Raw genomic sequence first — 24,523 nt, forward strand, 5'->3', positions numbered from 1 at the left:
GCCGATAGACCCCCCACCCCCGACCCCTCCCCGCCACGCGCTGACGCGCACGGAGGGAGGGGAGAAGAGCGAATTCAAATTTTCAAATAGCATTCCGCATTCTCGCGGCGTATTCCGCCCGAGTTATTGCAAAAATCTTCCGCCCCTGAGGGCGTGGGGAATGCCGGGTGCTCGATGCACCCGCAGCCGCGCGTGGTGTGGGTGGTAGCACGCGCGTTAGTCACCACGAGCACACCGGAGAACCCGGCATTCCCGCACGCGATGGTGTTAACGGTTTCCTTCGCGCTCTCCCCGGTGATCGGGCTCTTTTGTCACCGTCGCCTCGCGCAGTCTCCTGCGCGGGACTTGACACCAGCGTCGAGGCGTCAGGACCACACGACTTCGCCGTCCGCTTTTGCGCCATTCGTCAAAGGCACATCTGCGTCCATCGCATCCCGCCCCGCGTTCGTGACGATCGCGATACGCCCCTCGAGTGGGACGAGACGGCAGCGGATATACAACTGATTTGGGTGCGGCGAAAAGCATTATTTCTGAAATTCAGAAATTATTTTCCGCCATCGTGTCGAGCTCGAACAGACTGCACGATCAACCCGGTGGCTGCAGTTCTTTGCTGCGCAGCCATCCTTCAAGGTTTTTTGATGCGCTCGCGCCCTCTGCGCCCCGCGGGGCGTCGCGATGGCGAAGGAACCGGCGGATAGTTTCCGAAGCGGAGCACGAATTCCAACGTTCGTGCGATAATATCTAACGCGCGCATCATACGACCACCTCGTCTGTCCACACTTTGAAACTAACCAGCGTATTCGGTCCGAACGTCTGGGTGATCGGAACATCGGAGGCGTCGCGTCCCTGGGCGATCAGGATGCGGCCAATTCGCGGAACGTTGTTGCGCGGATCGAACGTATGCCAGCGGCCGCCGATATAGGCTTCGAACCAGCCGGCAAAGTCGCCCGGCCCGTACGGCGGCAACGTTCCCATGTCGCCGAGATAACCGGTGCAATAGCGCGCCGGAATGTTCATGCAGCGGCAGAACGCGATGGCCAGATGCGCATAGTCGCGACACACGCCCTTGCCTTCTTCATAGGCCTCCCACGCCGTCTTGGTCGCGCGCGCGTGTTCGTAACCGAAGGCGATGTGATGGTGAACAAAATCGCAGATCGCCTGCACCCGCGCCCAGCCTGGCTGAGTGTTCTCGAACAGCCGCCACGCGATATCCGACAAGCGGTCGGTTTCGCAGTAGCGGCTGCCCAATAGATACACCAGCGTGTCGGCCGGCAGGTCTTCGATCGCGTGTTGGGTAGCCCCGGCAAACACCGGATCAGGCAGGCCGCTGTCGCGAACCATGCCATCGGCCGCCAGCCGGAACTGACCGGCCGGCGCGACGATGCGGCTGCACCAATTGCCGAACATGTCGCGGTAGGGCGTGATCGGGACCGAAGGACTGGTGGTCAGATAATCGGGGACGATGATGTCGGAGGCGCGCGTGAAATGCGTGCCCAGCACCATGATCATCGGCGTCGGTTGTGGGAACTCATAATGCATTTCGAATCCGACGCGAATCTTCATTCGAAATACCTTCCTGAAATGTATTCTGCAGATGGTTACGAAACCGGCGAATACAAGCGGCACGCAGCCAATTGGCCGCATTCTCCGAGAAAACGATGGCTAATCGTCCCGAATGCGCGCAGCGTATGCGGATGCACGAACACGCCAGCCATCCGGAGCGCGCAAACGCCGCGCCCACGATATGACCACGCGCTCGCGGCGCGAAACGGTTCACTTCAAGCACCCGTTCCGGATCAAGGGCATCGATCGCCTGTTGCCGTCGGGCGCTTATGAAGTCGTCACCGACGAAGAGATGATCGAAGGCCTGTCGTTCGCCTCGTATCGCCGCGTCGCCACCATGATCATGGTTCCGGCGGCGCCGCCGCGCGGCTCGACCATGGAGATGATTTCGATCGGCTCGGTCGATCTGGCCGATGCCCAGCGCATCGACGCATGCACGGAAAATCCATCATGAATGACAAGCCGCTCGATCTCGACAAGCATCGCGGCATGGCCGCGCAGAAGGCCACGGACATCAGGCGCATTCTGGCGGAGGTCGAGAACAACGCGCGTACCCTGCGCGACCGGCAGGAAGTGCTGGAAAGCCAGCTTCGCAGCGTCCCCGCAGCATCATGGCCGGAAGCCGCCGCCAAGGCGCGTTACGTGCTGAATTTGTATGCCGCTGGATTGGGTGCGGCCGATACGCAGCACCGCGATCTGGTCGAGGCGGTGCTGGCGGATTTTGCGCGGTTATCCGGCGAGAACTGAATTCATCATTCCGGGGCGATGCGAAGCATCGAGCCCGGAATCTCGAGATTCCGGGTCTGGTCCTTCGGACCATCCCGGAATGACGGTGATCATCCCGGAATGACGGCGATAGAGTTCTACACTCCCGTAACACTACCCACCGATCCCTCATGGTGAGGAGGCGCTCTTGCGCCGTCTCGAACCATCAGGCCACAGTCCATCTTCATCCTTAGAGACGCGACCAATGGGCGGCTCCCTGGGGATGAGGAGTTGTGGTCTATTCGGAGACATCCCCCCTTGAGCTTCCTCTTCGTCCTCGCGGTGGGTCTGCTCGCCGGCACCATCAGCGGCATTGTCGGCACCGGCTCGTCGATCATGCTGATGCCGGTGCTGGTCTATCAATACGGGCCGAAGCAGGCGGTGCCGATCATGGCGATCGCGGCTGTCATGGCCAATTTGTCACGGATTCTCGCCTGGTGGCGCGAGGTCGACTGGCGCGCCTGCGCGGCCTATTCGATCCCCGGCATACCCACCGCCGCCCTTGGCGCCCGCACCCTGCTGGCGCTGCCGTCGCACGCGGTGGACATTTCAATCGGGCTGTTTCTGATCGCGATGGTGCCGGCGCGGCACTGGCTCGCCAGGCACGACTTAAAGTTCTCGCTGTGGCATCTGGCGATCGGCGGCGCCATCATCGGCTACATCACCGGCATCGTGGTCTCGACCGGCCCGTTGAGCGTGCCGCTGTTTCTGTTTTACGGCCTCACCAGGGGCGCGTTCCTCGCCACCGAAGCCGCCAGCTCGCTCGGACTTTACATGAGCAAATCGATCGTGTTTCAGCGCTTCGGCGCGCTGACCCCAGACGTCGCGCTGCAGGGCCTGATCACCGGCTCCTCGCTGATGGCCGGCGCCTTCATCGCCAAGCGATTTGTGCTGAAGCTAGATCCGGACGTGTTTCGGCTGGTGATGGACGGGATTATGTTGGTGGCGGGGGTGGCGATGGTGTGGAATGCGTTTGTGGCAAGTTAGCAATCGGAACGACCAACAGGAATTGAAGATCATCCAGAACGCTCAGGGGGGTCAAATCCCCCCTAAAACGGTACTGGCCGAAATAGGCTGCTCGCAGATTCAAAACGGGCCACTTGCGACGGTTATTAACCCGCCCTTAACCATAAATCCTCGCAAGATACGCTATGGGTAACAAGCGCATCCATGTCGCGCGGTTGGATCAACTGGCAGACCGCAGGCGATTGTCTGCGGAAGCCGCAACGCTGGCCGAAGCATATGGGCCGAACGCCTACTCGGATTATCTTCTCAACCACGGTTGCCGTCCCAACCGCAAAACAGCGGCAACGATTGGGCGTTTGATTGGGGTTCGCGTTAAAGCCGCTGACGGCACCATGCAACCGCCAAGAAGCAAAGCGGATAAATTGGCGCGGGCTGAATTGCACCGAAAATGGGATCACATCGCACGCCTGCGAAGCGCGCTGGCTCAATTAGCCCTAAACGAGGACGCGCCCGAATCGATCATTGATAGCATTGTTTCTGCAGATCGGGCCGAAATTAGCAAGAATTTAGAAAAAGCGGTAAAATGGCTGATTCGGCTCTCTGACTACTGGCAGTGTCATGGCACGGAAGAAAGACCCCAAGCTACGCACAGTAATTCGCGGCGTATATTCCGACCTGCGAATATCCGCGCCGCCAACGATTCCTGAGATTGTTGCGGCAGTCTCAAGCCGATATCCAAAATTGGTCGAGAAAGAGAAAGAGCGTTTGTTCAACGAAACAATCGCTTCTTGGGCGCGAAAAATACTCTCCTCCGATTCAGACAGTCTGAGATCATCGCAACTGATTCTTCCGATGGATCTGACTTCCGTGGCTTTGCCGGTTTGTATTCCTGTTCGGCCTAAAGAGGGCGAGACGATTTACAAGGAAACTTCTGAGGCATCATATGCCGATCTCGACGCAGAGATCGTGTTCCTTGAAAAACGCACGAGAGAAAGCCGACATTTATCGGGGCTAAAAGCAGTGCGAGAATTTCTCGCGCCGCACATGGCTGAGAAACATCGGAACGAGCCGATTGGGCCAACGCTAGCTAAATTGGCCAAGAAGCAAGCGGATGAGCACAAGAAAAGGGCTTAATCTAACTTTCCTTTCTGAATTAGCGTGAACTTTCGCCGCCGGTCCGTGGGGTCTCAGTTGGCATACCGGGGGGCAACGGCAAGTGCGGCGTCCACAAGTTGCCTAATGCTTCAAGTGCGGTCGACAACGCACAGCGCCTTCGCTGGCGTCGTGTGCAGCGCTTTATGGGTGTGGCACAGATTGTAGTGCGCAACTTATAGCGTGACCGCCGCAACGTGGTTGTCTAACTTCTTGCTAAAGCCGCTCGTCAAGCGAGTGAACCGGCACGATGCCATGCTCAGGTTCTTCCGTTCAACGTAGCTGGTCGAAATGTATTGCTCGGCGCGAAGCTACTCAGGCAATGAAAGAGGCCGCCAACTCAGCGGCCTTTCCTAAGGTTTTGCGGCTGTTTGACCGACAAACTGTCCCTTGTAACCCGCATCAGCAGTGCCCAGCGTCTGCTCAAAAATGAGTTGGCAAATTCGCATTCCTGGTTTCAATAGAATTGGAAGATGCCCGTGATTTACGATCTCCAATCTTATTTGTCCGGGAAAGCCGGCATGGATCGTAGGGGCAGTAATGTGAACGCCTAGGCCAAGCCTTGCGAGAGAGCTTTTGCCTTCAACGCGAGCAGCAATTCTAGAATCTATAGGAAGTTCGACGTATTCGGCACTCCATCCCAGCACGAGCACTTTCGGAACCAGTTCATACCCGCCAGAAATGTTCTCAGTTTTAGTGAGTTCCGCTAAAACTTCCTCAGTGTTGAATGCAGGATTCGTGGGATCAATGACTTTTTTTATTGATGAATTGCCGACCGCGAAGACGTTGAGCACCGGATCAAGGGTGAGATCTACACTCGTAGAGCTATACGCAATGGCCTGAGGCAGCGGATCGATAATGACCTGCTTCCTAGATAGTGCAATTTGGATTTCACGATCAGTTAAGATCACGCTCGTTTACGCTCTTCTGGTTGAATTAACTGGTCGTCGGGAACCCATACCCTCCAAGCGCCTGTTTGCGTCTCTCGCGGCAACTCGACAAGGGTAGTTTTATCTTGATGCCCGAGGGGCCAGCCGACCGCGATAAAACCGTCGTCAATTGAGCGTCGCGAAATGACTAGCCGCTGCGGACCTTCGTTGGTTTTGATGCCGACGACCGCTTCGTTCGGATGAAGACCGTTTCCAACAATTTCAATTTTAAGGCGCATCATGGTCATTCTCCCGTTTTTTGCTCCACGCGCAAGTTCCGAATCATGCGCAACCGCTAGCTTCTTCGTAATTCGTTAACGATGTTGGCGGTCTAGGAGACATTAGAACATACAGAGAACAAAAATCAAATTAGTAAATCAGACCACTGCGTTTTTCAAAACAAGCCATGTCGGAATAGGCCAGTATCCATAAAATTAAAGGAACAAAATAGGAACTTTTTATAATTCCGTGCTATATCGCTGTCACCCCACCACAGCGATTCACCCCCTCCATGGCCAAATCCACCCTCTCCTTTGTCTGCCAGAACTGCGGCGCGGCGTATAATCGCTGGCAGGGCAAGTGCGAGTCCTGCGGCGAGTGGAATACGCTGGCTGAGGAGGACACGACCGGCGCAACCTCGATGCCGGTGTCGATCCGCTCAAAACGCCGGGGACGGCTGTTCACGCTGGAAAGCCTGACCGGCAAGAGCAACGACGCACCTCGCCTGCCCTCTGGCATGGCCGAACTCGATCGTGTGACCGGCGGCGGGTTTGTGCGCGGCTCGGTGCTTTTGGTCGGCGGCGATCCCGGCATCGGCAAATCGACCTTGCTGACACAGGCCACCAGCCTGATGGCGCGGGCCGGGCATCGCGCGGTCTATATCTCCGGCGAAGAGGCTGTCGCCCAAGTGCGGCTGCGCGCCGAGCGGCTCGGCCTCGCCGATGCGCCGGTGCAACTGGCCGCGGAGACCTCGGTCGAGGACATTGTCTCGACGCTGTCCGAAGGCCCGGTGCCGCGGCTGATTGTCATTGATTCAATCCAGACCATGTGGACCGACACGGTAGAATCCGCGCCGGGCACCGTCACGCAAGTGCGCGCCTCGGCACAGGCGCTGATACGCTTTGCCAAGAAATCCGGTGCCGCGATCATCCTGGTCGGCCATGTCACCAAAGACGGCCAGATTGCCGGGCCTCGAGTCGTCGAGCACATGGTCGATGCGGTGCTGTCGTTCGAGGGCGAAGGCTCGCAGCAGTTCCGCATCCTGCGCGCGATCAAGAACCGTTTTGGGCCCACCGACGAAATCGGCGTGTTCGAGATGACCGGGCTTGGCTTGCGCGAAGTCTCCAATCCGTCGGAACTGTTTTTGTCGGACCGCGACCTCGGCAGCCCCGGCACGGCGGTTTTCGCAGGGATCGAAGGCACCCGGCCGGTGCTCGTGGAATTGCAGGCGCTGGTGGCGCCGACCACGCTTGGCACGCCGCGTCGCGCCGTCGTGGGCTGGGACCCGAGCCGGCTGTCGATGGTGCTGGCGGTGCTGGAGGCCCATTGCGGGGTCAAACTGTCGGGCTACGACGTCTATCTCAATGTCGCCGGAGGCCTGCGCATCCAGGAACCCGCGGCAGATTTAGCCGCCGCCGCCGCTTTGGTGTCGTCGCTGGTGAATGCGCCTTTGCCCACGGATGCGGTGTATTTCGGTGAAATCTCGCTTTCCGGCGCGGTACGGCCGGTGGCGCAGACCTCGGCCCGGCTCAAGGAAGCCGCCAAGCTCGGCTTCGGCCGCGCGGTGCTGCCCGAATCGGCCCGGGGCGACAGCGGCGGCGATGCGGGCCTGGTGCTCAATACCGTCGGCGGATTGACCAGCCTGGTCGCGGATATCGCCGCGCGGGGGTCGCCCAGGAACAGGGACAGCAACAAGGAGGCCCATCGCGACAACGCAACAGTGGAGAAAAATGCCACACCTGCGAGATTCCGGCGTCAGGAGGGCTAGCCGGACGTGACCTTGCGCGCCCTCGCCGCTATACAACCCGCGCGCGGGACCGGATGACGCGATTTCCGGCCTTGCGGGACACACACTATCCCCGTCACTTTAAGGCGGCACCGACAGCCCGATTCGCGGTTTTCGATTCGCGATTTTTGAACTTTTGATGCGGACCTGACCAGCCGATGCCGATAACGATCCTCGATCTCGTCCTGCTCGCCGTGATGCTGATCTCCGGCCTGCTCGCGATGGTGCGCGGCTTCATGCGCGAGATCCTGTCGATCGCGGCATGGGGCACCGCTGCGCTGGTCACGCTGTATGCTTTCTCAAAACTGCTGCCGACCGCGAAGACTTATTTCAATAACGACACGGTCGCGAGCATCGTCGTGGTCGCCGGCGTGTTCATCGGCACCCTGATCGTGGTGTCGATCATCACGGTGCGGATCTCCGACATGATCCTGGATTCGCGGATCGGGGCGCTCGATCGCACCTTGGGCTTCCTGTTCGGACTGGCCCGCGGCCTGCTGATCGTGGTGGTGGCCTTCCTGTTCTTTAGCTGGCTGGTTCCCGACAAGCAGCGACCGGATTGGGTCACAGGGGCCAAGTCCCGGGTGGTGCTGCAGGGAACCGGAGATTGGCTGATGTCGCTCTTGCCGGATGACCCCGAGAACACCATCTTGAAGAGATTCAAGAAGAACAAGCCAGAAGACGAACAAACTGACACCGATCCGGCGGCGCCGGCATCGGGTGATGGCTACAGTAAACCTGCCCGCGACAGCCTCAAAAAGCTGATTGAGAAACCCGCGGCCAAGTGATGCCAGGCCAAAAGAGAGGCGCGATGGACTGCAGACAGAGCCCTTCCGATGATGCCGCCGCGCAATACGACCTAGGCCTGGATCATCCCAATCCAAGCATCGACCGCCAAGAACTTTACCTCACCGACGACGATCTGGACGGCGACACGCTGCGCGAAGAGTGCGGCGTGTTCGGCATTTTCGGCCACCCCGAAGCCGCCGCCATCACCGCGCTCGGGCTGCATGCTCTGCAGCACCGCGGCCAGGAAGCCGCCGGCATCGTCTCCTTCGACGGCGCGCGGTTTCATTCCGAACGGCGTCTTGGTCTGGTCGGCGACACGTTCTCCCGCCGCGAAGTAATCGAACGGCTGCCCGGCGCCCACGCTGTCGGCCATGTGCGTTATTCCACGACCGGCGAGACCATCCTGCGCAACGTGCAGCCGCTGTTCGCCGAACTCAACGCCGGCGGCTTTGCGGTCGGCCATAACGGCAATCTCACCAACGGACTGACGCTGCGCCGCGAACTGGTGCGCGGCGGCGCGATGATGCAATCCACCACCGATACCGAAGTGATCCTGCATCTGGTGGCGCAATCCAAGCGCAGCCATTTCATCGACCGCTTCATCGAGGCGCTGCGCGCGATCGAGGGCGCCTATTCGCTGGTGTCGATGACCAACAAGAAGCTGATCGGCGCCCGCGATCCCCTCGGCATTCGCCCGCTGGTGCTGGGCGAACTCGACGGTTGCCCGATCCTGGCCTCGGAAACCTGCGCGCTCGATATCATCGGCGCCAAATATGTCCGCGACGTCGAGCCCGGCGAGATCATCGTGTTCGACGAGCGCGGCGCGCAGAGCCACAAGCCGTTTCCGCCGAAGCCGCCGCGGCCCTGCATCTTCGAATACATCTATTTCTCGCGGCCGGATTCGATCGTCGGCGGCCGTTCCGTGTACGAAGTCCGCAAGGCGTTCGGCGCGCAGCTCGCGCGCGAAAGTCACGTAGATATTGATGTGGTGGTGCCCGTGCCGGATTCCGGCGTGCCGGCCGCGCTCGGCTATAGCAGGGAGAGCGGCGTGCCGTTCGAACTCGGCATCATCCGCAACCATTATGTCGGCCGCACCTTCATTCAGCCGACCCAGAGCGTGCGCGAACTCGGCGTGCGCATGAAGCATTCGGCCAACCGCGCCGCGATCGAAGGCAAGCGCATCATCCTGATCGACGATTCACTGGTGCGCGGCACCACATCGAAAAAGATCGTCCGCATGATGCGCGACGCCGGCGCCAAGGAAGTCCACTTCCGCCTCGCCTCGCCGCCGATCGTCCATCCCGATTATTACGGCATCGACCTGCCCGACCGCGGAGGCCTATTGGCCGCGACGCATAATCTCGAAGAGATGCGCGAGCTGATCGGCGCCGACACGCTGGCGTTTCTGACGGTCGACGGCATGTACCGCGCGATGGGCGAGCCCGGCCGCGATCCCGCCAATCCGAAATTCTCGGATCACTGTTTCACCGGCGCCTATCCGACGCATCTGACCGACCATTCCCTGGTCGAACCGCAGCCGCGCCAATTGTCGTTACTGGCGGAGGCGAGCTAGTAACACCCACGGCGTCGTCCCGGCTTGAGCCGGGACCCATACGCCGCGGCTGTCATTGTTCTGAACACCGCTAGACACAAACAGCTTCCCGCATCATAACCGCCGCAGCGTATGGGTCCCGGCGTTCGCCGGGACGACGACTGAGATTACTTCCATGACCCTTCCCCTGACCTCCCGCATCGCTCTCGTGACCGGCGCCTCGCGCGGTATCGGCTATGCCACCGCGCGCGCGCTGGCCAAGGCCGGCGCGCATGTAATCGCGGTGGCGCGCACCCAGGGCGGTCTCGAAGAGCTCGATGACGAAATCCGCAAGGACGGCGGCGCGGCCACGCTGGTGCCGCTCAATCTCACGGATTTTGACGGCATCGCCCGGCTTGGCGCGGCGCTGCATGAACGACACGGCAAACTCGATATTCTCGTCGGCAATGCCGGTGTCGCCGGTCCCTCCTCGCCGCTTGGCCACATCGAAGTGAAGCCATGGGACGATGTGATGGCGATCAACGTCACCGCGAACTTTCAATTGATCCGCTGCATGGAGCCGTTGCTCAAACAATCCGACGCCGGCCGCGCGGTGTTCGTCACGTCGGCGGCGTCGAACAAGGCACTGGCCTATCTCGGCCCCTATTCGGCCTCCAAGGCCGCGCTGGAAGCGCTGGTGCGGGTATGGGCCAACGAGACCGCGTCGTCACAGATGCGCGTCAACCTGTTCAGCCCCGGCCCGATCCGCACCCGCATGCGCGCCACGGTATTTCCCGGCGAAGACCCGATGACGCTGGATACGCCCGATCAGGCCGCCGAATTCATCGTGCCGATGTGCCTGCCGTCGTGGACCGAGACCGGCAAATTCTACGACTACAAGACGCGCAGCTTGTTGAGTTTCCGCGCGCCGGCGTAGTTGCGCGAAAGCCTCCCCTACCGCAATTGACTCCCGCTGATCGGCGCTATTCACTCTTGGCCAATCGGAAAAATCCGAGCCGAGAAACTGCGGGAGAACGCCATGACGCCGATCCGAAGCCGCGGCCTGTTGCCGCGCGCCGTTGCCGCCCTTGCCCTGTTCGCCACCATCTGGATCGTCGCCGTCGCTCTGAGCCCGCGCACCGCGCAGGCCAGCGAAATTCCCAGCTTCGCGGTGGACGCAGCATGGCCAAAACCGCTGCCGAACAACTGGATCCTCGGCCAGGTCGGCGGCATCACCGTCGATGCGCAGGGACATATCTGGATGATCCACCGCCCGCGCTCGCTGACCGATGACGAAAAGGGCGCGGTACTCACGCCGCCGCGCTCGAAATGCTGCGTGCCCGCGCCGCCGGTGCTGGAGTTCGACACTGACGGCAATCTGTTGCGCGCCTGGGGCGGTCCCGGCGAAGGCTATGAATGGGTCGGCCGCGAGCACGGCATCGAAGTCGACGACAAGGGCTTTGTGTGGATCGGCGGCAATGCCGACAACGACAATGCGATTTTGAAATTCACCCTCGACGGCAAGTTCGTGATGCAGATCGGCAAGATCGCGCCGAGCAAAGGCAGCAACGACACCACCCAACTCGGCAAGCCCGCCGAAACCGCGATCGACAAGGACGCCAACGAAATCTACGTCGCCGACGGCTATGGCAACCGCCGCGTCATCGTGTTCGACGCGACCACCGGCGCCTACAAGCGTCACTGGGGTGCCTACGGCAACCCGCCGAACGATGACAAGCAGGCCGCCTACGATCCGAAGGCGCCGGTGTCGCAGCAGTTCGGCAATCCCGTGCATTGCGTGAAGATCGCCAATGACGGGCTGGTCTATGTCTGCGACCGCATCAACGACCGCATCCAGGTGTTCCGGAAGGACGGCAGCTTCGTGAAGGAATGGTTCTACGAAAAGAACACGCTCGGCGCCGGCGCGGTGTGGGACATCGCGATCTGGCCCGATCCGAAGCAGACCTATCTGCTCAGCGCCGATGGCGAGAACAATGAAATCCGGGTCCTGAACCGTCAGGACGGAACTGTTGTCGGCAGCTTCGGACATAACGGCCGCAACGCCGGACAATTCCACTGGGTCCACGCGATCGCGGCCGATGCCAAAGGCAACGTCTACACGGCCGAGGTCGATACCGGAAAGCGCATCCAGAAATTCAAGCTGATATCGGATGCGCTAAGGTAGGAATCTCCACGCGATGAGAACAACTGAACGGCGTTTAGGGTTCAAGCGGTTCTCATCGCCCCTAATTTTCATCTAATGAAAAATGCTCGACGTGCGTGAAAATTGATTTGCCCGGCGCGCTGGATGCGCCTCTAATTGGCTTGTCAAACACAAGCACCGGGGGCGACGTTCATGATTTCCAAAGGCGTGGATGAGCTGCGCAGCGTCATGCCTGCGCGCCCGCCAATCGGGCGCGATAACGGTGGCGGGATACAGGCTCTCGATCGGGCCTTTCTTATTTTGGACATTATAGCGGATGCCGGCGGCGAGGCGAAACTCACCGAGATCAGCGCGATCGCCGGGTTGAATGTTTCGACCTGTCATCACCTGATTTCGACGCTGTACAATTGGGGTTACGTTGCGCGAGGCGTCGACAGCAAGACCTACGTGCTGGGCCCCCGCATCCTGCATCTCAGCGCGGCCTGCCTGCGTCAGGTCGATCTTCCCCGGCGTGCCCAGCATTACGTCGACCGGCTGAACGATCAGACCCGGGAAACGATTCAACTATCGATCATGCAGGACACCAGCCTCGTAAATGTCCTGCGCCGTGAGGCACGGCAGCCCGTCCGCGTCGATGGCGGTCTCGGCGGAAAATTAAACGCCGCGCATGCAACCGCGACCGGCAAGGCAATCCTGGCCTGGCTGCCGCCGATCGAATTGTCCCGCATCATTGCCCACCAGGGGCTGCCGGGCTTTACGCCAAATACGATCACGGACTTCGACGAGTTGACCGAAGAGCTTCGGCTGACGCGACGACGAGGCTTTGCAATCGACCGCGAAGAGTTTCACTCCGGCGTCGTCTGCGTCGGCGCAGCAATTCGCGATCATGCCGGCGCGGTGGTCGGGTCTATCGGCGTGGCGATGCCGTTGTTTCGGGCCTCGGCCGAATATCTCGACCAGGTCAAAGAGCAGCTGATCGCGGCGGTCGATGAACTATCGATCGAACTCGGCGCGCCGGGCGCCATTCTCTGTGGAACAAAAAAAGTAACATCGGAATAGAAATACCAGAATAGACCCGCCATCGGGCGTCACAGTTTGCTTTCCCTTTCGCACCCTATGTCACCCGGTGTATGGTCGGCAGCAGCCAAGACTGGCCGCCCGCCGCGCTAACCCACGGCGCTGAGGATGTGGTTCGCTACGGCTTCGGGCTGCGCCAGCATTGCGACATGACTGGCGTTGGCGTGCGCAACAGTGGCGTTCATCCGGGTTGCCATCCGTTCCTGATTAACGCGCGGAATGGCCCTGTCCAAATCGCCGACGAGGTACCAGGACGGTTTGGTCTTCCAGGCGGCTTCGGTCACGACGCCGCCAAAAGCGCCGCCGTTGATCGGCCCCTGCGTGATCAGCAACATCGTCTTCTCCCCGTCGGTTAGATCCTGAGCGAAGACTTCGAAGATACCGGCCTTGCTCAATTTGAGAAAACCTTCTGCATCGGGGCGAATTTCCGGGTTTAATGGCGCCGATTCAAATTGGGCGAACAGCGAGCCCGCGGATTCTCCAGCGTCCGGCGCGAAGCCATCGACATAGACCAGCGATGCGACCTTCTTGTGGTTACCAGCCTCGGTCACAACCGAGCCGCCATAGCTGTGCCCGACCAGAACAACGGGACCATCTTCCAGATCAAGGGCGCGGCGCACGGTCGCCACATCCGCTACGTAGGAATTGAGCGGCAACTGTACCGCAGTTACCTTCAACCCCCCGGCAACCAGTAATGGGATCACTTTCGACCAGCTCGAGGCATCGGCCCAGGCGCCATGGACCAGCACGACATTCGATATTTTGCTCATTGGTTTGCTCCTTGATTCAACCCGCCGGGATGACGAGCCTGGTTTGGGTTGTCTTTCGTAGCCTTGCGTTCTGCTGGGATTGCAGGACGACCGCATTACGCCGGCCCCTGCGGCAGGTACCGCAGGCCGTGACAGGTTTCAGCGACAGGAAACGTTGTCCGAATGGCGATCAGGCCGCGCCGATCTTCTCCCGATAGGGCGGGTAGTCGGTGTATCCGCGGGCATCGAAAGTATAGAACGTGTCACGGTCGTAACGGCTGAGCGGCAAACCCCGCTCGATGCGGAACGGAAGATCCGGATTGGAGACAAAGTAACGGCCGAAGCTGACCAGGTCTGCGTCCCCCGATTTGATAATGGCTTCCGCACTGTCCGGCTCAAAGCCGCCGGCCGCGATGATTTTGCCCTTGAAGATCTTTCGGAATTGATGCGCGGCGACGGGCCCCTCACCTTCCGCGGTCACGACGCTGCCTTTCACCCGCGGTTCGATCACGTGCAGATAGGCCAGCCCGAACTCGTTCAATTGAAGCGCGACATGGGAAAACAGCGCTTGTGGGTTGCTGTCGGACATTCCATTCCAGGTGCCGCTGGGCCCAATGCGGACGGCGACGCGATCACGGCCCCAGACCGACACCAACGCATCGACAATCTCCAGCAGAAAGCGCGAGCGGTTCTGGATGGATCCGCCGTATGAATCGGTGCGCTTGTTGCTTCCATCCTGCAGGAACTGATCCGGCAGATAGCCATTGGCCGCATGCAGTTCGACCCCGTCGAAACCGGCGGCCATCGCGCGCCGTGCGGCGTTACGATAGTCTTCGACAATCGCCTTGATCTCCGGAATTTCGAGCGCGCGATGAGGCGATGGCCGGATCCAGCCGCTGGGCGTCGATGCGACGTGCGACGCATCCTGCCAATAGGCAGGATTGACGGACGCCGAAACCGGCGCCACGCCACCTGTCATCTCGACATGCGACGAGCGCCCGGTATGCCAAAGCTGCGAGATCATGTGGCCACCCTTGGCATTGACCGCGGCCGTTATCTTCTTCCATCCTTCGACCTGCTGATCCGAATAGAGGCCGGGTGCTCCCAGCCACCCGCGAGCCGAAACAGAGATCGTCGTGGCCTCGGAGATAATGAGACCGCCGCTCGACGCGCGTTGCGTATAATATTCCCGCATGAGGTCCCCCGGGACGTCCCCAGGTTGCTCGGATCGTGAACGCGTCAGGGGCGCCATGACCACGCGGTGAGAAAACGCCATCTGGCCGACATTTATCGATGAAAATAGCATGGACATCATCAGCTCCTGTTACGCAGTGCCGTCTGACGGCAGCATTCTTCGTGCAAACAATGCCGGAACGCATTTCGGTACGCGCACGCCGTGGCTAAGTGAATGTAAGAGAGTCGAAGTCGAGCGAGACCAGCAGCGGCTCGGGTATCTTCTGCATATTCGTCGTAAGCGTAGATGCTGCGAGTGGTCGAGATTGGAAGCCCGCGACCAACGAGGCCGCACCCTAGGCTGACGGCTCGGCCAGCGGATTGCAAAAAACCAGCCTAAATGGCATTTTCTGTTCGCAACGATCATGGGCGCGCGATCAACATCGGGCATGCGCGCTTCCGTACGTGCCGGTCGACATGCGCTGTCATAAAATCAGAAAGTGGAGTCAGGAATGGCAAGGCTCGTTGCAAGACTAGGTGCAAGGCCTAGGTGAAAGTGTCAGAGCGCGAGCCTTCGGCGCCACCTGCCGGGGCTATGTTTCTCCTGGCGTGCAAATACACGGGAGAAGTGACTCTGATCGACGAAGCCGCAGGCCAGCGCGATTTCAGACAGCTCCATGCTGGTTTGCGACAGCAGTCTGCGGGCGTGTTCAATTCGCTGGCGTGTGAGCCATTGGTGCGGCGCCAGCCCCGTCGTCTCCTTGAAGGCGCGGGCAAAGTGACTGCTGGACAGATCGCATTCCTGCGCCAGCGCACTGATCGTGTGATTGGCTCCGGGATCAGCCTCAACCGCCTCGGCGACCCGCCGCATCTGCCACGGCGCCAGCCCCCCATAATTGCTGCGGCCTTCCGGCACATCGCCATAGGTATGTACAACGTGGGCATGGAACGCCAACGCCATATACTCGACAAACATCGGCTGCGTCTCGCCAGCCATGCTGGCCAACATGGTCAGGGCCATCCCGTACATGATCGGGTCGTGCGCGCCGGAGGCCGGCGCACGCAGGCCGGCTACCCGTCGCAGGCCCCGTCCGTAGGCCAGCGAGTCCAGCGCAGAGCGCGGCATATAGAACCGCATCATGTCGAACGCGCAGTGCATCTCGACCCGCGGATTCTCCGTCAGGTCAAACAGAAATGTATCTCCGGGCGTTGTTGGCGGCCGCGATCCGTGGCCGCGATTTGTCGACACTCCCCATTTTTGCACCGGTTTGAGCATCACCTGGAATGCGAACGACCCCTCGGGTGGAACCGGTCCCACCAGACCATGTCCCTCATTGTCGCATTGCAGTCGGGTGAACGCGATCGGGTTATCCGAAAGAGAAGGAGCGGCCAGAGTGGGCGCGCGGTCCAATCGAAACCGTCCGCTCATGATGGTGTCGATCGATGCGGCATCCACGGGCAAAAGACCCTCCCGGGGCCTGTTTGCTACCGCGCGCGATGAGCAGAAGTAGCCCGGGCGAACGCCAGGAGGTGACAGCGTATCGGCGCGCTCCTTGTTACCCATCAATTGTGCCTCTTGTCCGGCTCGGTTGCGTATCGCGATCGCACTTGGACGGCGAGCTGGGCTTGGCCCCGGCGTATAGACCGACAGAGAGTGTACAACGGGTTGTCCGCTGGGGATACTCTCTCGCATCCGCATCGAAATGCCGCATGCAGCCTCTCGATCGGACCCGCATCGCTCAGTACGAGAAGGCGTCATGATGCCTTCGAATGAAATCCTCGACCGAGGCCGCCTTGCGTCCGGTCACGTCAACGAAACTACTGAACAGTTTCTCCTCGCCTCTGTTGGTGCCGGCTGTATAGGCCGCGTAGTTTTCATAAGCGCTTTGCATGTAGGCGGTGTCGGCTCCGGCCGCGAGCGCGGCAGCAAGAAATTCGTTTGGAGGCCGCGCTTCATAGGCAAAGGGTTGTCCGATAACCCGCGTCAGAATCTCGGCGATCTCAGCATAGGACCTCACGTCGGAGCCGAGCCGGTAGGTCTTCTCGGCATGCTCTTCGGGTTTCGACAGGCTTTCAACCGCGACGGCGGCAATATCTTCGCCGTCAATCCAGGTAAGGCGGGCATTCGCAACATAGTGGCGGATCACGCCGTTGACGATCACCCTGACGCCGCCATAGCCGAGCAGGTTCTGCATGAAGATCTCGGGACGCAAATGCGTGAACGAGAAGCCGGACCACTCGATGTAGCGCTCGATGAACTGGTGCCAGAGCCAATGCTCGACGGGCGTGTCATCATCCCCGGGAGCGCCGAGATGGACGATATGCTCGACATCCGCTCGCCTGGCCGCGTTTAGAAAATCCCGGTTTTGCCTGAACATCCGGATCGTGTAGCCCGTCATCAGGAACACGCGATCGACGCCCTCAAGCGCCGGAGCCAACGTCTCGGGACGGTCGAAATCGAGCAGCACCGCCGGGAAGCCAAGCGTTTCAGCCTTTTCGGCCGAGCGAACCGCTCCAACCACATCGAGATTGGGATTTGCGGCGGCCAGCCGAAGGACCGCGGAGCCGATTTGGCCCGTTGCTCCCGTAATCATGGCTCTGGGTTTGGTCACGACGGGAGGATGAGCCCAACGGACCAGCGCGGGATTGTTAAATCTCGCGGAGTTTGGGAGATTCTTATCAGGAGATTTTGTGGTGCGTCCGGCCGGTCAGCCGCAATTCCACGCCGCCCCGATCGGCGTCCGCGTCCAGCACGGACCAAAGCTGCCGCCATTGTAACGACCGCCATTGATGCCGGGCTGGCCGAAATAGTAGCGGTTGCCATCATATCCGTAATAAGCGGGCACCGGATCGATATACCAGGGGCGCCGGTTCTGGCGCGCCAACCGCCGCGTCCCATCTTTTTGGGCGTAAAGCGGCAGGCTGTTGTTCAGCGGCTGCTGATAGCCCGGCAGGAAGCCGTAGCCGTGCCAAAGCGGCCGCTTATGGATTGGCGCAGCCGGTGCTACGACCGGCAGCAGCGACAGAACGACGGCAATGGATAGACACATAAAGCGCGACATGGGGCCATCGTAAACTGTCGGCCGCGGGAAGGCCATTCAAATCCGAGTGCGCGATGATCCGGTCAGGCCCTGGCCGCTTTGGCACGTTTCACATCATCCTGCAAACCAAAGGCATTCGCGGCGTTGGTCGAAACCATGGCATGAATATCGTCATCGCCATAACCGAGATCGATGCAGAGCTTCACACCGCGCCTGAACCCCTCGAGCGGACTGAATATTCCGACCTGGCCTAGATCGGAACATAGGATCGTCTGGGAAAGGCCCGCCGCGTCGATGTATTTCTTGAGGCTCTCGCCGTCGGAGACCTTGAACTTCGATCCTTCGAGAAACATGCAGAGGGAGTGCTCCACGAAGGCGCCCATTGCGGCGATGCCGCGAACGTCGTTGAAGCTGGCGCCGACGATTTCCTCTGGATGGGTCAGCACCATTCGCTTCACGCCACGTTTTTGAGCTTCCTCGAACACGCGCCAGGTCTCGCTGATATGGATGTGACCGCTGGCCAGCGCCAAATCATTCCTGGCAATAACGTCGAGCACCTCCTTGACGTCGTCCCTCACCTGCTTGTTCGCATCCAGGACAGGAACGGCCGACGCCGGGCGAATCTTCTGTGTTGAAGCCGGATGAACCCAGCCCGACGTCTTTTCCCATTTTAGATGGTTCTCGGCGGCGAGCGTCGGCATGAACACGATCTTGCCGCCCATCGCGGCGGTGTGTTCGACCGCATAGGGATTGAAGCCGCCGATGACATTGTTGAGAACGATGCTCGAATAGACCTTTGTTTGCAGTTCGGGGTAATGACGCGCAATGAGGGCAGCCGTCATGACCCCGCTGTAGTCATGATCCTTGGTGATGACGGCCGCGAAGCCGGCTTTCGACGCCTGCTGCGCCAGTTCAAGATGATCGATTCCACGCGGCGCGATCGAGGGGCCGGAGTGAACATGAGGATCAATTGCGCCCACGAGAATGGCGTCGATCCGGGCTTCGATGTCGCTGGCATTCAAGGTGGTCATGGTCATCTCTTTCGCGCGAGGAAAACTTAGGACCGCGCCCAGGCTGCGGGCCCGGTACTGGCGATCAGGGCTTCAGAATCGATAGACACCGAAGTGACGGGCTTGCCGGCGGCTTCCACGACGCGTGCGCACCAGGCATCGAGATAGGCTTTGCGTTCCGCGTCAGCGACCCTCGGCGCGGCGTACGAGACGAATGGCTCCTCGACGTCGTAACCCATATATTCGAGCGCGAGCCGGCGGACCGGCCATAGCACCTGATCGATGTTTCCATAGACATCCTCGGGCCTGAATCGCTCCGGTGTGCCGCCTGTCGTCACCGACATCATCGCGCGCCGTCCCTTGAAGAGCCCCGACGTGAATCGCCGCCCGTCTACATAGGCGATACCGTAGGCCAGCACGCGCTCCAGCCATCCCTTGAGGATCGCCGGGGGCGCGCCCCACCAGAGCGGAAACTGCAGGACAAGAAGATCGGCCGATAGAAGGCGTGCCTGCTCGCGCTGGAGGTCCGGCGCAAAGGAGTGGCTGGTCGCAGCATGCGCCTGTTCGCTCTGGTAATGAAAGCGGCTGGAATCAGCGACCTGCAAAAAATCATGCCGACCGGCCACCGGATCAAAATGGTCGGCATAGAGATCCGAGACTGTTACCTCGTGCCCGGCGTCGCGCAACGCTGTCGCTGCGGCCTTGGTCAGCGCCGCGTTGAACGACTGCGGTTCCGGATGGGCGTGGACAATCAGCACCCTCACGCGGCGGCACCCTGCGGCATCGGATAGTCGGCTTCATTGAGCACGAACCCTGGTTTGCTGGAGAAATCGCGGCGTGGCGGCCCGAAGATATCGACAAGCCAGGTCACGCCCTCGCCGAGATCCTGCGTGGTATGAATCAGGCCCGCAGGAATAACCAGGATCGAGGGGCTCGCATCATACGTGGCGTGTTCATCTTCCATCCACGCCGACATGTCGGGACCCCAGGGGTAACGAAGGTGGTGACGGAACGCGCCCTTCAATCCAAGCGACATCTGCTCGAAATCATCATGCGAATGCGGGCTCAGCCGCGAGGGCTCGCGACGCCTGGTCCAGGGCTCGAAGATGTTGATCATCAGATTGGTCGAACGAAACAGCCGCATCTTGAGCGGACCCGGATCCGGACTGACGACATCGGCGAGCCTGTAGGTACGGAGCTTGAATCCGCCCACGGGATCGGGCCATGGAACGATCGGAGCAACTTCCGGCGCGCCATCGGCATAGGTCGCAGCGTTCCCTGCGTCAGCGACGAGATCGCTTGCCTGCTTTGTGAAGATGCGGACCACAAGGCCGGGCTGACGCATGGTAATGCGGCTCGGTCCGGGTGGAACGATCGAGAGCGTCTCGGCGCCCGCCGCGCCGCGATCCCCGCCCGCTTCGATCGTCGCCGAACCGGTCACGACAAATGTCATGTACTCGTCGGCCTGATCCGACCGCGACAGGACCGCGCCTTCCGCAGCCTCGCTCACCACCGTGACGAAATTCGCGGCACGGGTGATCCAGTGCCTGGTGCCATCGGCGTCGGTTTTTTGCGGGGCTTCCGCGAAATGGCGTGCATGCGTGGCCTTGCGTCGTGCGATCGTCATGATCTGTTCCTTAACTGAACGTCGTTTCCTTGAAAGTTTTGGGAATTCGGAAAGATTTTCGCTTGCCGGCTCAGGGCATACCAACCGCATGACGTTCCGGCATCACCGGGACCTGTTCGGCCTCGTCGATTGACGCGTTACGCGGCAACAGATGGACGAGCAATGCACCGACAATCATCGCGGCCGACATTACATAGAAACCGAAGTCCAGACGCCCCGTCGCCTCTTTTGCCAACCCCAACACGTAAGGCGCGACATATCCGCCCAAATTGCCGATGGTCGCCATCAGGGCAATGCCACCCGCCGCAGCCGCACCGGTTAGAAGCGTGCTGGGGAGAACCCAGAGAACGGTGATCGACGCCAGGGCTCCGGCCAGCGCCAGCGACAGGCTGGCGAGCGCCAATGCGGGGACGCCGGTCAGCGTGGCACCGCCAATGAGGCCCAACGCACCGATTGTGGCGCAGATAACAATATGCCAGCGGCGTTCGCGCGTGCGGTCGGAGCTTCGGCCCACCACGACCATCGCAACGCAGGCGACGGCAAACGGAATGCAGGTGACAAGACCATTCAGAAACACGTCCTGCACGCCCAGATCCTTGACGATCTGAGGCAACCAAAAAGAGATTCCGTAGATACCACCGAGCAGCGTGAAGTTGCTAACAGCCAGAATCCACACCTTCGGGCTCGCCAGCGCGTCGACGAGCCGGTGCCCATGACCCATCGCACGATGAGCGGCTTCTTCGGCCTGCAGCGCCGGCACGATCACATTGCGCTCCTTTGCCGTCAGCCATGCCGCGTCCTTCGGACCGTTGCTGAGATAGAAGTAAGTAACAATGCCGGCGATGATCGCAGGCGCGCCTTCAAGCAGGAACAGCCATTGCCATCCCGAGAAGCCCGATACGCCCGACATGGATTTCATGATGAAACCGCTCAATGGGCCTCCGATGAAGCCGGCAATCGGTATGCCGATGAAAAACAGCGCGCAGACCTGAGACCGCAGTTTCGATGGAAACCAGTATGTGAGGTACAAAACGATACCGGGGTAAAATCCGGCTTCTGCAATGCCGAGCAGAAAACGCAACGTCAGAAATTGCGCCGGCGTTGTCACGAACATGAAGGAAACGGAAATGATCCCCCACACGACAAGAATTCGCGCGATCCAGAAACGCGCGCCAAACCGCTGCAGCAGCAGATTACTCGGTATCTCACAGGCGGCGTATCCGATGAAGAATATCCCGGCGCCCAACCCGAAGACGGCATCCGACAATCCGATGTCGGCGCTCATCTGAAGCTTGGCGAAGCCGACGTTCACCCGATCGAGAAAGGAGATGATGTAGAGAATGAGCAGAAACGGAATGAGCCGCCATGCGACCCGATTATAGGTTGCTGCTTCGTCATTCGAATTGAACGACGCATGCGAGAAAAAATTGGCCATCCCTGCTCTCCCTGACTGCAAAGGCGAAATTTCGCGATGACGGCCGTTGGCGTGGGCCTGTTGTTATTGCGGCTGTTCGCAGCCAATCGGGAGAATAAAGCACCGGATTGATTGTTCTCGACAGCGATACGCCGTTCCATATATTGAGAGAAACATACCGTCAACGGCCAATAAAGGTGTATTAATACCTTTTAAGAGATTTTATATCTGATATGCTGTATTGCAGTAGCGAACGCTGGAGATAACACATGCAAGAAGATCGATCGGACGGCGGCGTACGCTCGGTCCAGCTCGCGCTCGACGTGTTGGAGACACTGGCCTTCGCCAATGAGGAGCTCGGCGTCACCCAGCTTGCCCAACGCCTCAAGCTGACCAAAGGCTCGGTGCATCGTCACCTGCTCACCTTGGTCGAGCGCGGTTACCTCGTGCAAAACCCGACCACGACGCGATACGCCCTTGGCCCCCGAAGCCGCTTGCTGGCGCACCATGCGCCGGACACCGATCTCATTCAGCTTGCAGCAGGCCCGATGCGCGAGCTTCGCGATCAACTCGGCCATTCCGTCGTGCTCTCCGAATCAACGCCGCGCGGCGCGCTGGTTCTCAGCATGGTGCCCGGTTCCGCCGCTATCGAGATTGGCGTTCGATCAGGCAGCGAGCTGCCGTTCCATTCCTCCGCACAAGGCAAAATTCTGCTGGCGTTCGCGCCACGCCCGCAACAACTGCGCATTCTTGCCAGGCCGCTGCAATCCTTCACACCGCATACCGTGGTCGATCCAAAGCCGCTCGAGGACGAGCTGCTGCGCGTTGCCCAACTCGGCTTCGCAACCGCGCCCGAACAGGCGATGCTCGGTATCAATGCGGTAGCGGCACCGATCTTTGATGACCAGGACTCCTGTGCCGGCGCGCTCGCTTTGGTGGGCTCGATCCAGTTCCTGCCTGTAGAGCCGGATGCGAACAGTATTTCCGCTTTGAAGGCCGCAGCCGGACAAATCTCGCGATTGCTTGGTCACGGCCGTGTCGGCGGTCCCGACACGGCTCGATCTGCGCGGCAAAGAACGGCTTGATCGGAAGGCTTCGTGCCCTCTAAATATCCAATGAAATGATTCATTCGGTTGAATCGAAGTCGTGCTCGGTCGCATTCAGCATCGCGGCAATCGTGCGCAGACCGGTGTCGAGTTGATCCATGGCGGGAGCCGCCAGCGCCAGCCTGACGGCGTTTGGCGCGTGGCCGGGCGAAACGGCGAAAGTTGTCGAGGGCGTCAACGCAATATCGCGTCTGGCCGCGGCCGCGACGAAGGTCTGCGAGCGCCAATGCGCCGGCAGCGTCAGCCACAGATGGTAGCATTTTTCGTTGGCCTGGATTTCGAAGCCTGAAAGACGCTCAGCCGCCAGCTTCTGACGGGCGCGCGCGTCGAGGCGTTTCAATCTGGCAAGCTCGGCAACGGTACCATCCTCAATGACACGCTGCGCGGCCGCAAACGCAAATCCGGATGCGGTCCACCCTCCGGAGCGCACCGAGGCCATCACGCTTTCGCGGAGCCGCGGCGGCGGCACGATGAAGCCCAGCGACAGACCCGGCGCGGCCTTCTTGGAGAGACTGTCGATCACGATGCAGGAGTCCGGTGCGAGCGCGGCAAGCGGCGGCTCATTGTCGAGAAAGCCGTAGACATTGTCCTCGATGACCGGAAGCTTGAGCTTCTCGGCGACGCGCAGGATATCGGCCCGGCGCGCCGCGTTCATCGTCATTCCCAATGGATTCTGAATCACCGGCTGAATGTAGATGGCCGAAAGATGGGCCTCGCGGTGCGCCTTTTGCACCGAGTCAGGCCGCACCCCGTTTTCGTCCATCGCCAACGGCACCAGCGAAATACCGAGCCGCGCGGCGATGCCCTTGATAAAGGGGTAGGTCAAGGACTCCACGCCGCAGCGGCCGCCGGTGGCCACGACCGCGGCAAGCGCCGCCGCAATGCTCTGCCGGCCATTGCCGGTGAATACGAGTTGTTCGGGCGCTGGCGACCACGCCCCCTGCGACAGGTAGGCGGCCGACGCGCGTCGAACCGCCGGCGTTCCGATACTGGTCGCCTGTCGCAATGCCACATCCAGCGCCGCGGGTTTATCGAGGCCGTCGAGACTCCTGGCGATGAGCGCCGTCTGGTCGGGCAGGATCGGGTAGTTGAACTCGAAGTCGATCCGGATGCCGCGCGGCTCACCCGGCGCAGCGACCCCGCGCTTGGCGTCGCCCGAGATAAAAGTGCCCCTGCCTACTTCTCCGACGACAAGGCCGCGTCGCAATAGCTCGGCATAGACGCGGCTCGCCGTAGAGGCGGCAATCTTGCGCTCATACGCGAAGTCGCGCTGGGGAGGCAGGCGATCGCCCGGCTTGAGCGTACCGTCAGCGATGTCCCCGGCGATGGCGTCGGCCAGCTTCAGATATTCCGACTTTGACATTATCCCGACCTGGATTCCGGCATGGATTCCGACTTGGACCTTTATTGCACCGAGATCAATGTTTTGATTGCACCGACATTTGTATCGGAACATTATATC

The 24,523-nt window shown here is 60.4% G+C and carries 25 protein-coding genes; 12 read left to right on the plus strand and 13 right to left on the minus strand.

Annotation, left to right across the window (positions count from 1 at the left end):
- Window positions 1–753: 753 nt before the first annotated feature.
- Entirely contained in the window at window positions 754–1,563 is an 810-nt protein-coding gene (locus tag HB676_RS09230) for a transglutaminase family protein (RefSeq protein ID WP_213737478.1), read from the minus strand.
- A gap of 181 nt (window positions 1,564–1,744) precedes the next feature.
- On the opposite strand from HB676_RS09230, the gene HB676_RS09235 reads away from it, so the two are divergent.
- The 5 genes from HB676_RS09235 to HB676_RS09255 all read left to right on the plus strand — a co-directional run bounded on the left by HB676_RS09235 (window position 1,745) and on the right by HB676_RS09255 (window position 4,428).
- Window positions 1,745–2,017, plus strand: a complete 273-nt coding sequence (locus HB676_RS09235) for a hypothetical protein (protein ID WP_213737479.1) — start codon at window positions 1,745–1,747, stop codon at window positions 2,015–2,017.
- Window positions 2,014–2,310 (plus strand): hypothetical protein, encoded by a 297-nt coding sequence (locus tag HB676_RS09240; RefSeq protein ID WP_213737480.1) that lies wholly within the window; start codon window positions 2,014–2,016, stop codon window positions 2,308–2,310. The genes HB676_RS09235 and HB676_RS09240 overlap by 4 nt, the downstream gene beginning before the upstream one ends.
- Window positions 2,311–2,586: 276 nt before the next feature.
- Window positions 2,587–3,315 carry a sulfite exporter TauE/SafE family protein gene (locus HB676_RS09245; protein ID WP_213737481.1) on the plus strand — a complete coding sequence of 243 codons (729 nt, stop codon included), beginning with the start codon at window positions 2,587–2,589 and terminating at the stop codon, window positions 3,313–3,315.
- Window positions 3,316–3,479: 164 nt separating this feature from the next.
- Window positions 3,480–4,001, plus strand: a complete 522-nt coding sequence (locus HB676_RS09250) for a hypothetical protein (protein WP_213737482.1) — start codon at window positions 3,480–3,482, stop codon at window positions 3,999–4,001.
- Window positions 4,002–4,035: 34 nt separating this feature from the next.
- A complete protein-coding gene (locus HB676_RS09255) occupies window positions 4,036–4,428 on the plus strand; it encodes a hypothetical protein (RefSeq protein WP_213737483.1) in 393 nt (130 codons plus the stop codon).
- Between the two features lie 371 nt (window positions 4,429–4,799).
- Here the strand turns inward: HB676_RS09255 and dcd are convergent, their stop codons facing one another.
- A complete protein-coding gene (gene dcd / locus HB676_RS09260; RefSeq protein ID WP_213737484.1) occupies window positions 4,800–5,357 on the minus strand; it encodes a dCTP deaminase in 558 nt (185 codons plus the stop codon).
- Window positions 5,354–5,617, minus strand: coding sequence for a hypothetical protein (locus HB676_RS09265; protein WP_213737485.1), 264 nt, complete (start codon window positions 5,615–5,617; stop codon window positions 5,354–5,356). Before HB676_RS09265 ends, dcd begins: the two co-directional genes overlap by 4 nt.
- 269 nt (window positions 5,618–5,886) lie before the next feature.
- Here HB676_RS09265 and radA point away from each other — a divergent pair, with 269 nt between their 5' ends.
- From radA to HB676_RS09295, 6 genes are all read left to right on the plus strand, one after another.
- Entirely contained in the window at window positions 5,887–7,362 is a 1,476-nt protein-coding gene (radA, locus tag HB676_RS09270) for a DNA repair protein RadA (protein WP_213737486.1), read from the plus strand.
- A 176-nt stretch (window positions 7,363–7,538) separates the two neighbouring features.
- Complete coding sequence (locus HB676_RS09275) at window positions 7,539–8,168, plus strand: CvpA family protein (RefSeq protein ID WP_213737487.1); 630 nt, start codon at window positions 7,539–7,541, stop codon at window positions 8,166–8,168.
- A 23-nt stretch (window positions 8,169–8,191) separates the two neighbouring features.
- Entirely contained in the window at window positions 8,192–9,742 is a 1,551-nt protein-coding gene (gene purF, locus HB676_RS09280; protein WP_213737488.1) for an amidophosphoribosyltransferase, read from the plus strand.
- Between the two features lie 154 nt (window positions 9,743–9,896).
- Window positions 9,897–10,637, plus strand: a complete 741-nt coding sequence (locus HB676_RS09285) for an SDR family NAD(P)-dependent oxidoreductase (protein ID WP_213737489.1) — start codon at window positions 9,897–9,899, stop codon at window positions 10,635–10,637.
- 102 nt (window positions 10,638–10,739) lie between these two features.
- Window positions 10,740–11,885 carry a hypothetical protein gene (locus tag HB676_RS09290; RefSeq protein ID WP_213737490.1) on the plus strand — a complete coding sequence of 382 codons (1,146 nt, stop codon included), beginning with the start codon at window positions 10,740–10,742 and terminating at the stop codon, window positions 11,883–11,885.
- Between the two features lie 171 nt (window positions 11,886–12,056).
- Window positions 12,057–12,923 carry an IclR family transcriptional regulator gene (locus HB676_RS09295; RefSeq protein ID WP_218625686.1) on the plus strand — a complete coding sequence of 289 codons (867 nt, stop codon included), beginning with the start codon at window positions 12,057–12,059 and terminating at the stop codon, window positions 12,921–12,923.
- A 107-nt stretch (window positions 12,924–13,030) separates the two neighbouring features.
- On the opposite strand, the gene HB676_RS09300 is transcribed toward HB676_RS09295, so the two are convergent.
- From HB676_RS09300 to HB676_RS09340, 9 genes are all read right to left on the minus strand, one after another.
- The gene (locus HB676_RS09300; RefSeq protein ID WP_213737491.1) at window positions 13,031–13,711 is read right to left on the minus strand and encodes an alpha/beta hydrolase; all 681 of its coding nucleotides are present in this window, start codon (window positions 13,709–13,711) and stop codon (window positions 13,031–13,033) included.
- Window positions 13,712–13,880: 169 nt separating this feature from the next.
- Window positions 13,881–15,002 carry an alkene reductase gene (locus HB676_RS09305; protein ID WP_213737492.1) on the minus strand — a complete coding sequence of 374 codons (1,122 nt, stop codon included), beginning with the start codon at window positions 15,000–15,002 and terminating at the stop codon, window positions 13,881–13,883.
- Between the two features lie 420 nt (window positions 15,003–15,422).
- Window positions 15,423–16,427, minus strand: a complete 1,005-nt coding sequence (locus HB676_RS09310) for an AraC family transcriptional regulator (protein WP_213737493.1) — start codon at window positions 16,425–16,427, stop codon at window positions 15,423–15,425.
- Window positions 16,428–16,602: 175 nt separating this feature from the next.
- Window positions 16,603–17,475: an NmrA family NAD(P)-binding protein gene (locus HB676_RS09315; RefSeq protein ID WP_213737494.1), complete on the minus strand. Its 873-nt coding sequence runs from the start codon at window positions 17,473–17,475 to the stop codon at window positions 16,603–16,605.
- Window positions 17,476–17,571: 96 nt separating this feature from the next.
- On the minus strand, window positions 17,572–17,925 hold the full coding sequence (locus tag HB676_RS09320; protein WP_213737495.1) for a hypothetical protein: 354 nt from the start codon (window positions 17,923–17,925) through the stop codon (window positions 17,572–17,574).
- Window positions 17,926–17,987: 62 nt separating this feature from the next.
- Window positions 17,988–18,935 carry a DUF6282 family protein gene (locus tag HB676_RS09325; RefSeq protein WP_213737496.1) on the minus strand — a complete coding sequence of 316 codons (948 nt, stop codon included), beginning with the start codon at window positions 18,933–18,935 and terminating at the stop codon, window positions 17,988–17,990.
- 26 nt (window positions 18,936–18,961) lie between these two features.
- Entirely contained in the window at window positions 18,962–19,678 is a 717-nt protein-coding gene (locus tag HB676_RS09330; RefSeq protein WP_213737497.1) for an NAD(P)H-dependent oxidoreductase, read from the minus strand.
- A complete protein-coding gene (locus HB676_RS09335; RefSeq protein ID WP_213737498.1) occupies window positions 19,675–20,541 on the minus strand; it encodes a hypothetical protein in 867 nt (288 codons plus the stop codon). The genes HB676_RS09330 and HB676_RS09335 overlap by 4 nt, the downstream gene beginning before the upstream one ends.
- A gap of 70 nt (window positions 20,542–20,611) precedes the next feature.
- Window positions 20,612–21,976 carry an MFS transporter gene (locus HB676_RS09340; RefSeq protein ID WP_213737499.1) on the minus strand — a complete coding sequence of 455 codons (1,365 nt, stop codon included), beginning with the start codon at window positions 21,974–21,976 and terminating at the stop codon, window positions 20,612–20,614.
- A gap of 248 nt (window positions 21,977–22,224) precedes the next feature.
- Here HB676_RS09340 and HB676_RS09345 point away from each other — a divergent pair, with 248 nt between their 5' ends.
- On the plus strand, window positions 22,225–23,040 hold the full coding sequence (locus tag HB676_RS09345; RefSeq protein WP_213737500.1) for an IclR family transcriptional regulator: 816 nt from the start codon (window positions 22,225–22,227) through the stop codon (window positions 23,038–23,040).
- 40 nt (window positions 23,041–23,080) lie between these two features.
- Here the strand turns inward: HB676_RS09345 and HB676_RS09350 are convergent, their stop codons facing one another.
- Window positions 23,081–24,424 (minus strand): PLP-dependent aminotransferase family protein, encoded by a 1,344-nt coding sequence (locus HB676_RS09350; RefSeq protein WP_213737501.1) that lies wholly within the window; start codon window positions 24,422–24,424, stop codon window positions 23,081–23,083.
- Window positions 24,425–24,523 lie beyond the last annotated feature (99 nt).

The organism is Bradyrhizobium sp. dw_411 (genome assembly GCF_018449695.1).
GTDB lineage: Bacteria > Pseudomonadota > Alphaproteobacteria > Rhizobiales > Xanthobacteraceae > Bradyrhizobium.

Bases quoted from the DNA above. Each gene is read 5' to 3' on its own strand.
- HB676_RS09230 (WP_213737478.1), bottom strand. From the start codon at position 1,563: ATGAAGATTCGCGTCGGATTCGAAATGCATTATGAGTTCCCACAACCG.
- HB676_RS09235 (WP_213737479.1), top strand. From the start codon at position 1,745: ATGACCACGCGCTCGCGGCGCGAAACGGTTCACTTCAAGCACCCGTTC.
- HB676_RS09240 (WP_213737480.1), top strand. From the start codon at position 2,014: ATGAATGACAAGCCGCTCGATCTCGACAAGCATCGCGGCATGGCCGCG.
- HB676_RS09250 (WP_213737482.1), top strand. From the start codon at position 3,480: ATGGGTAACAAGCGCATCCATGTCGCGCGGTTGGATCAACTGGCAGAC.
- HB676_RS09265 (WP_213737485.1), bottom strand. From the start codon at position 5,617: ATGATGCGCCTTAAAATTGAAATTGTTGGAAACGGTCTTCATCCGAAC.
- radA (WP_213737486.1), top strand. From the start codon at position 5,887: ATGGCCAAATCCACCCTCTCCTTTGTCTGCCAGAACTGCGGCGCGGCG.
- HB676_RS09275 (WP_213737487.1), top strand. From the start codon at position 7,539: ATGCCGATAACGATCCTCGATCTCGTCCTGCTCGCCGTGATGCTGATC.
- purF (WP_213737488.1), top strand. From the start codon at position 8,192: ATGGACTGCAGACAGAGCCCTTCCGATGATGCCGCCGCGCAATACGAC.
- HB676_RS09285 (WP_213737489.1), top strand. From the start codon at position 9,897: ATGACCCTTCCCCTGACCTCCCGCATCGCTCTCGTGACCGGCGCCTCG.
- HB676_RS09290 (WP_213737490.1), top strand. From the start codon at position 10,740: ATGACGCCGATCCGAAGCCGCGGCCTGTTGCCGCGCGCCGTTGCCGCC.
- HB676_RS09295 (WP_218625686.1), top strand. From the start codon at position 12,057: ATGATTTCCAAAGGCGTGGATGAGCTGCGCAGCGTCATGCCTGCGCGC.
- HB676_RS09300 (WP_213737491.1), bottom strand. From the start codon at position 13,711: ATGAGCAAAATATCGAATGTCGTGCTGGTCCATGGCGCCTGGGCCGAT.
- HB676_RS09305 (WP_213737492.1), bottom strand. From the start codon at position 15,002: ATGTCCATGCTATTTTCATCGATAAATGTCGGCCAGATGGCGTTTTCT.
- HB676_RS09310 (WP_213737493.1), bottom strand. From the start codon at position 16,427: ATGGGTAACAAGGAGCGCGCCGATACGCTGTCACCTCCTGGCGTTCGC.
- HB676_RS09320 (WP_213737495.1), bottom strand. From the start codon at position 17,925: ATGTCGCGCTTTATGTGTCTATCCATTGCCGTCGTTCTGTCGCTGCTG.
- HB676_RS09325 (WP_213737496.1), bottom strand. From the start codon at position 18,935: ATGACCACCTTGAATGCCAGCGACATCGAAGCCCGGATCGACGCCATT.
- HB676_RS09335 (WP_213737498.1), bottom strand. From the start codon at position 20,541: ATGACGATCGCACGACGCAAGGCCACGCATGCACGCCATTTCGCGGAA.
- HB676_RS09340 (WP_213737499.1), bottom strand. From the start codon at position 21,976: ATGGCCAATTTTTTCTCGCATGCGTCGTTCAATTCGAATGACGAAGCA.
- HB676_RS09345 (WP_213737500.1), top strand. From the start codon at position 22,225: ATGCAAGAAGATCGATCGGACGGCGGCGTACGCTCGGTCCAGCTCGCG.
- HB676_RS09350 (WP_213737501.1), bottom strand. From the start codon at position 24,424: ATGTCAAAGTCGGAATATCTGAAGCTGGCCGACGCCATCGCCGGGGAC.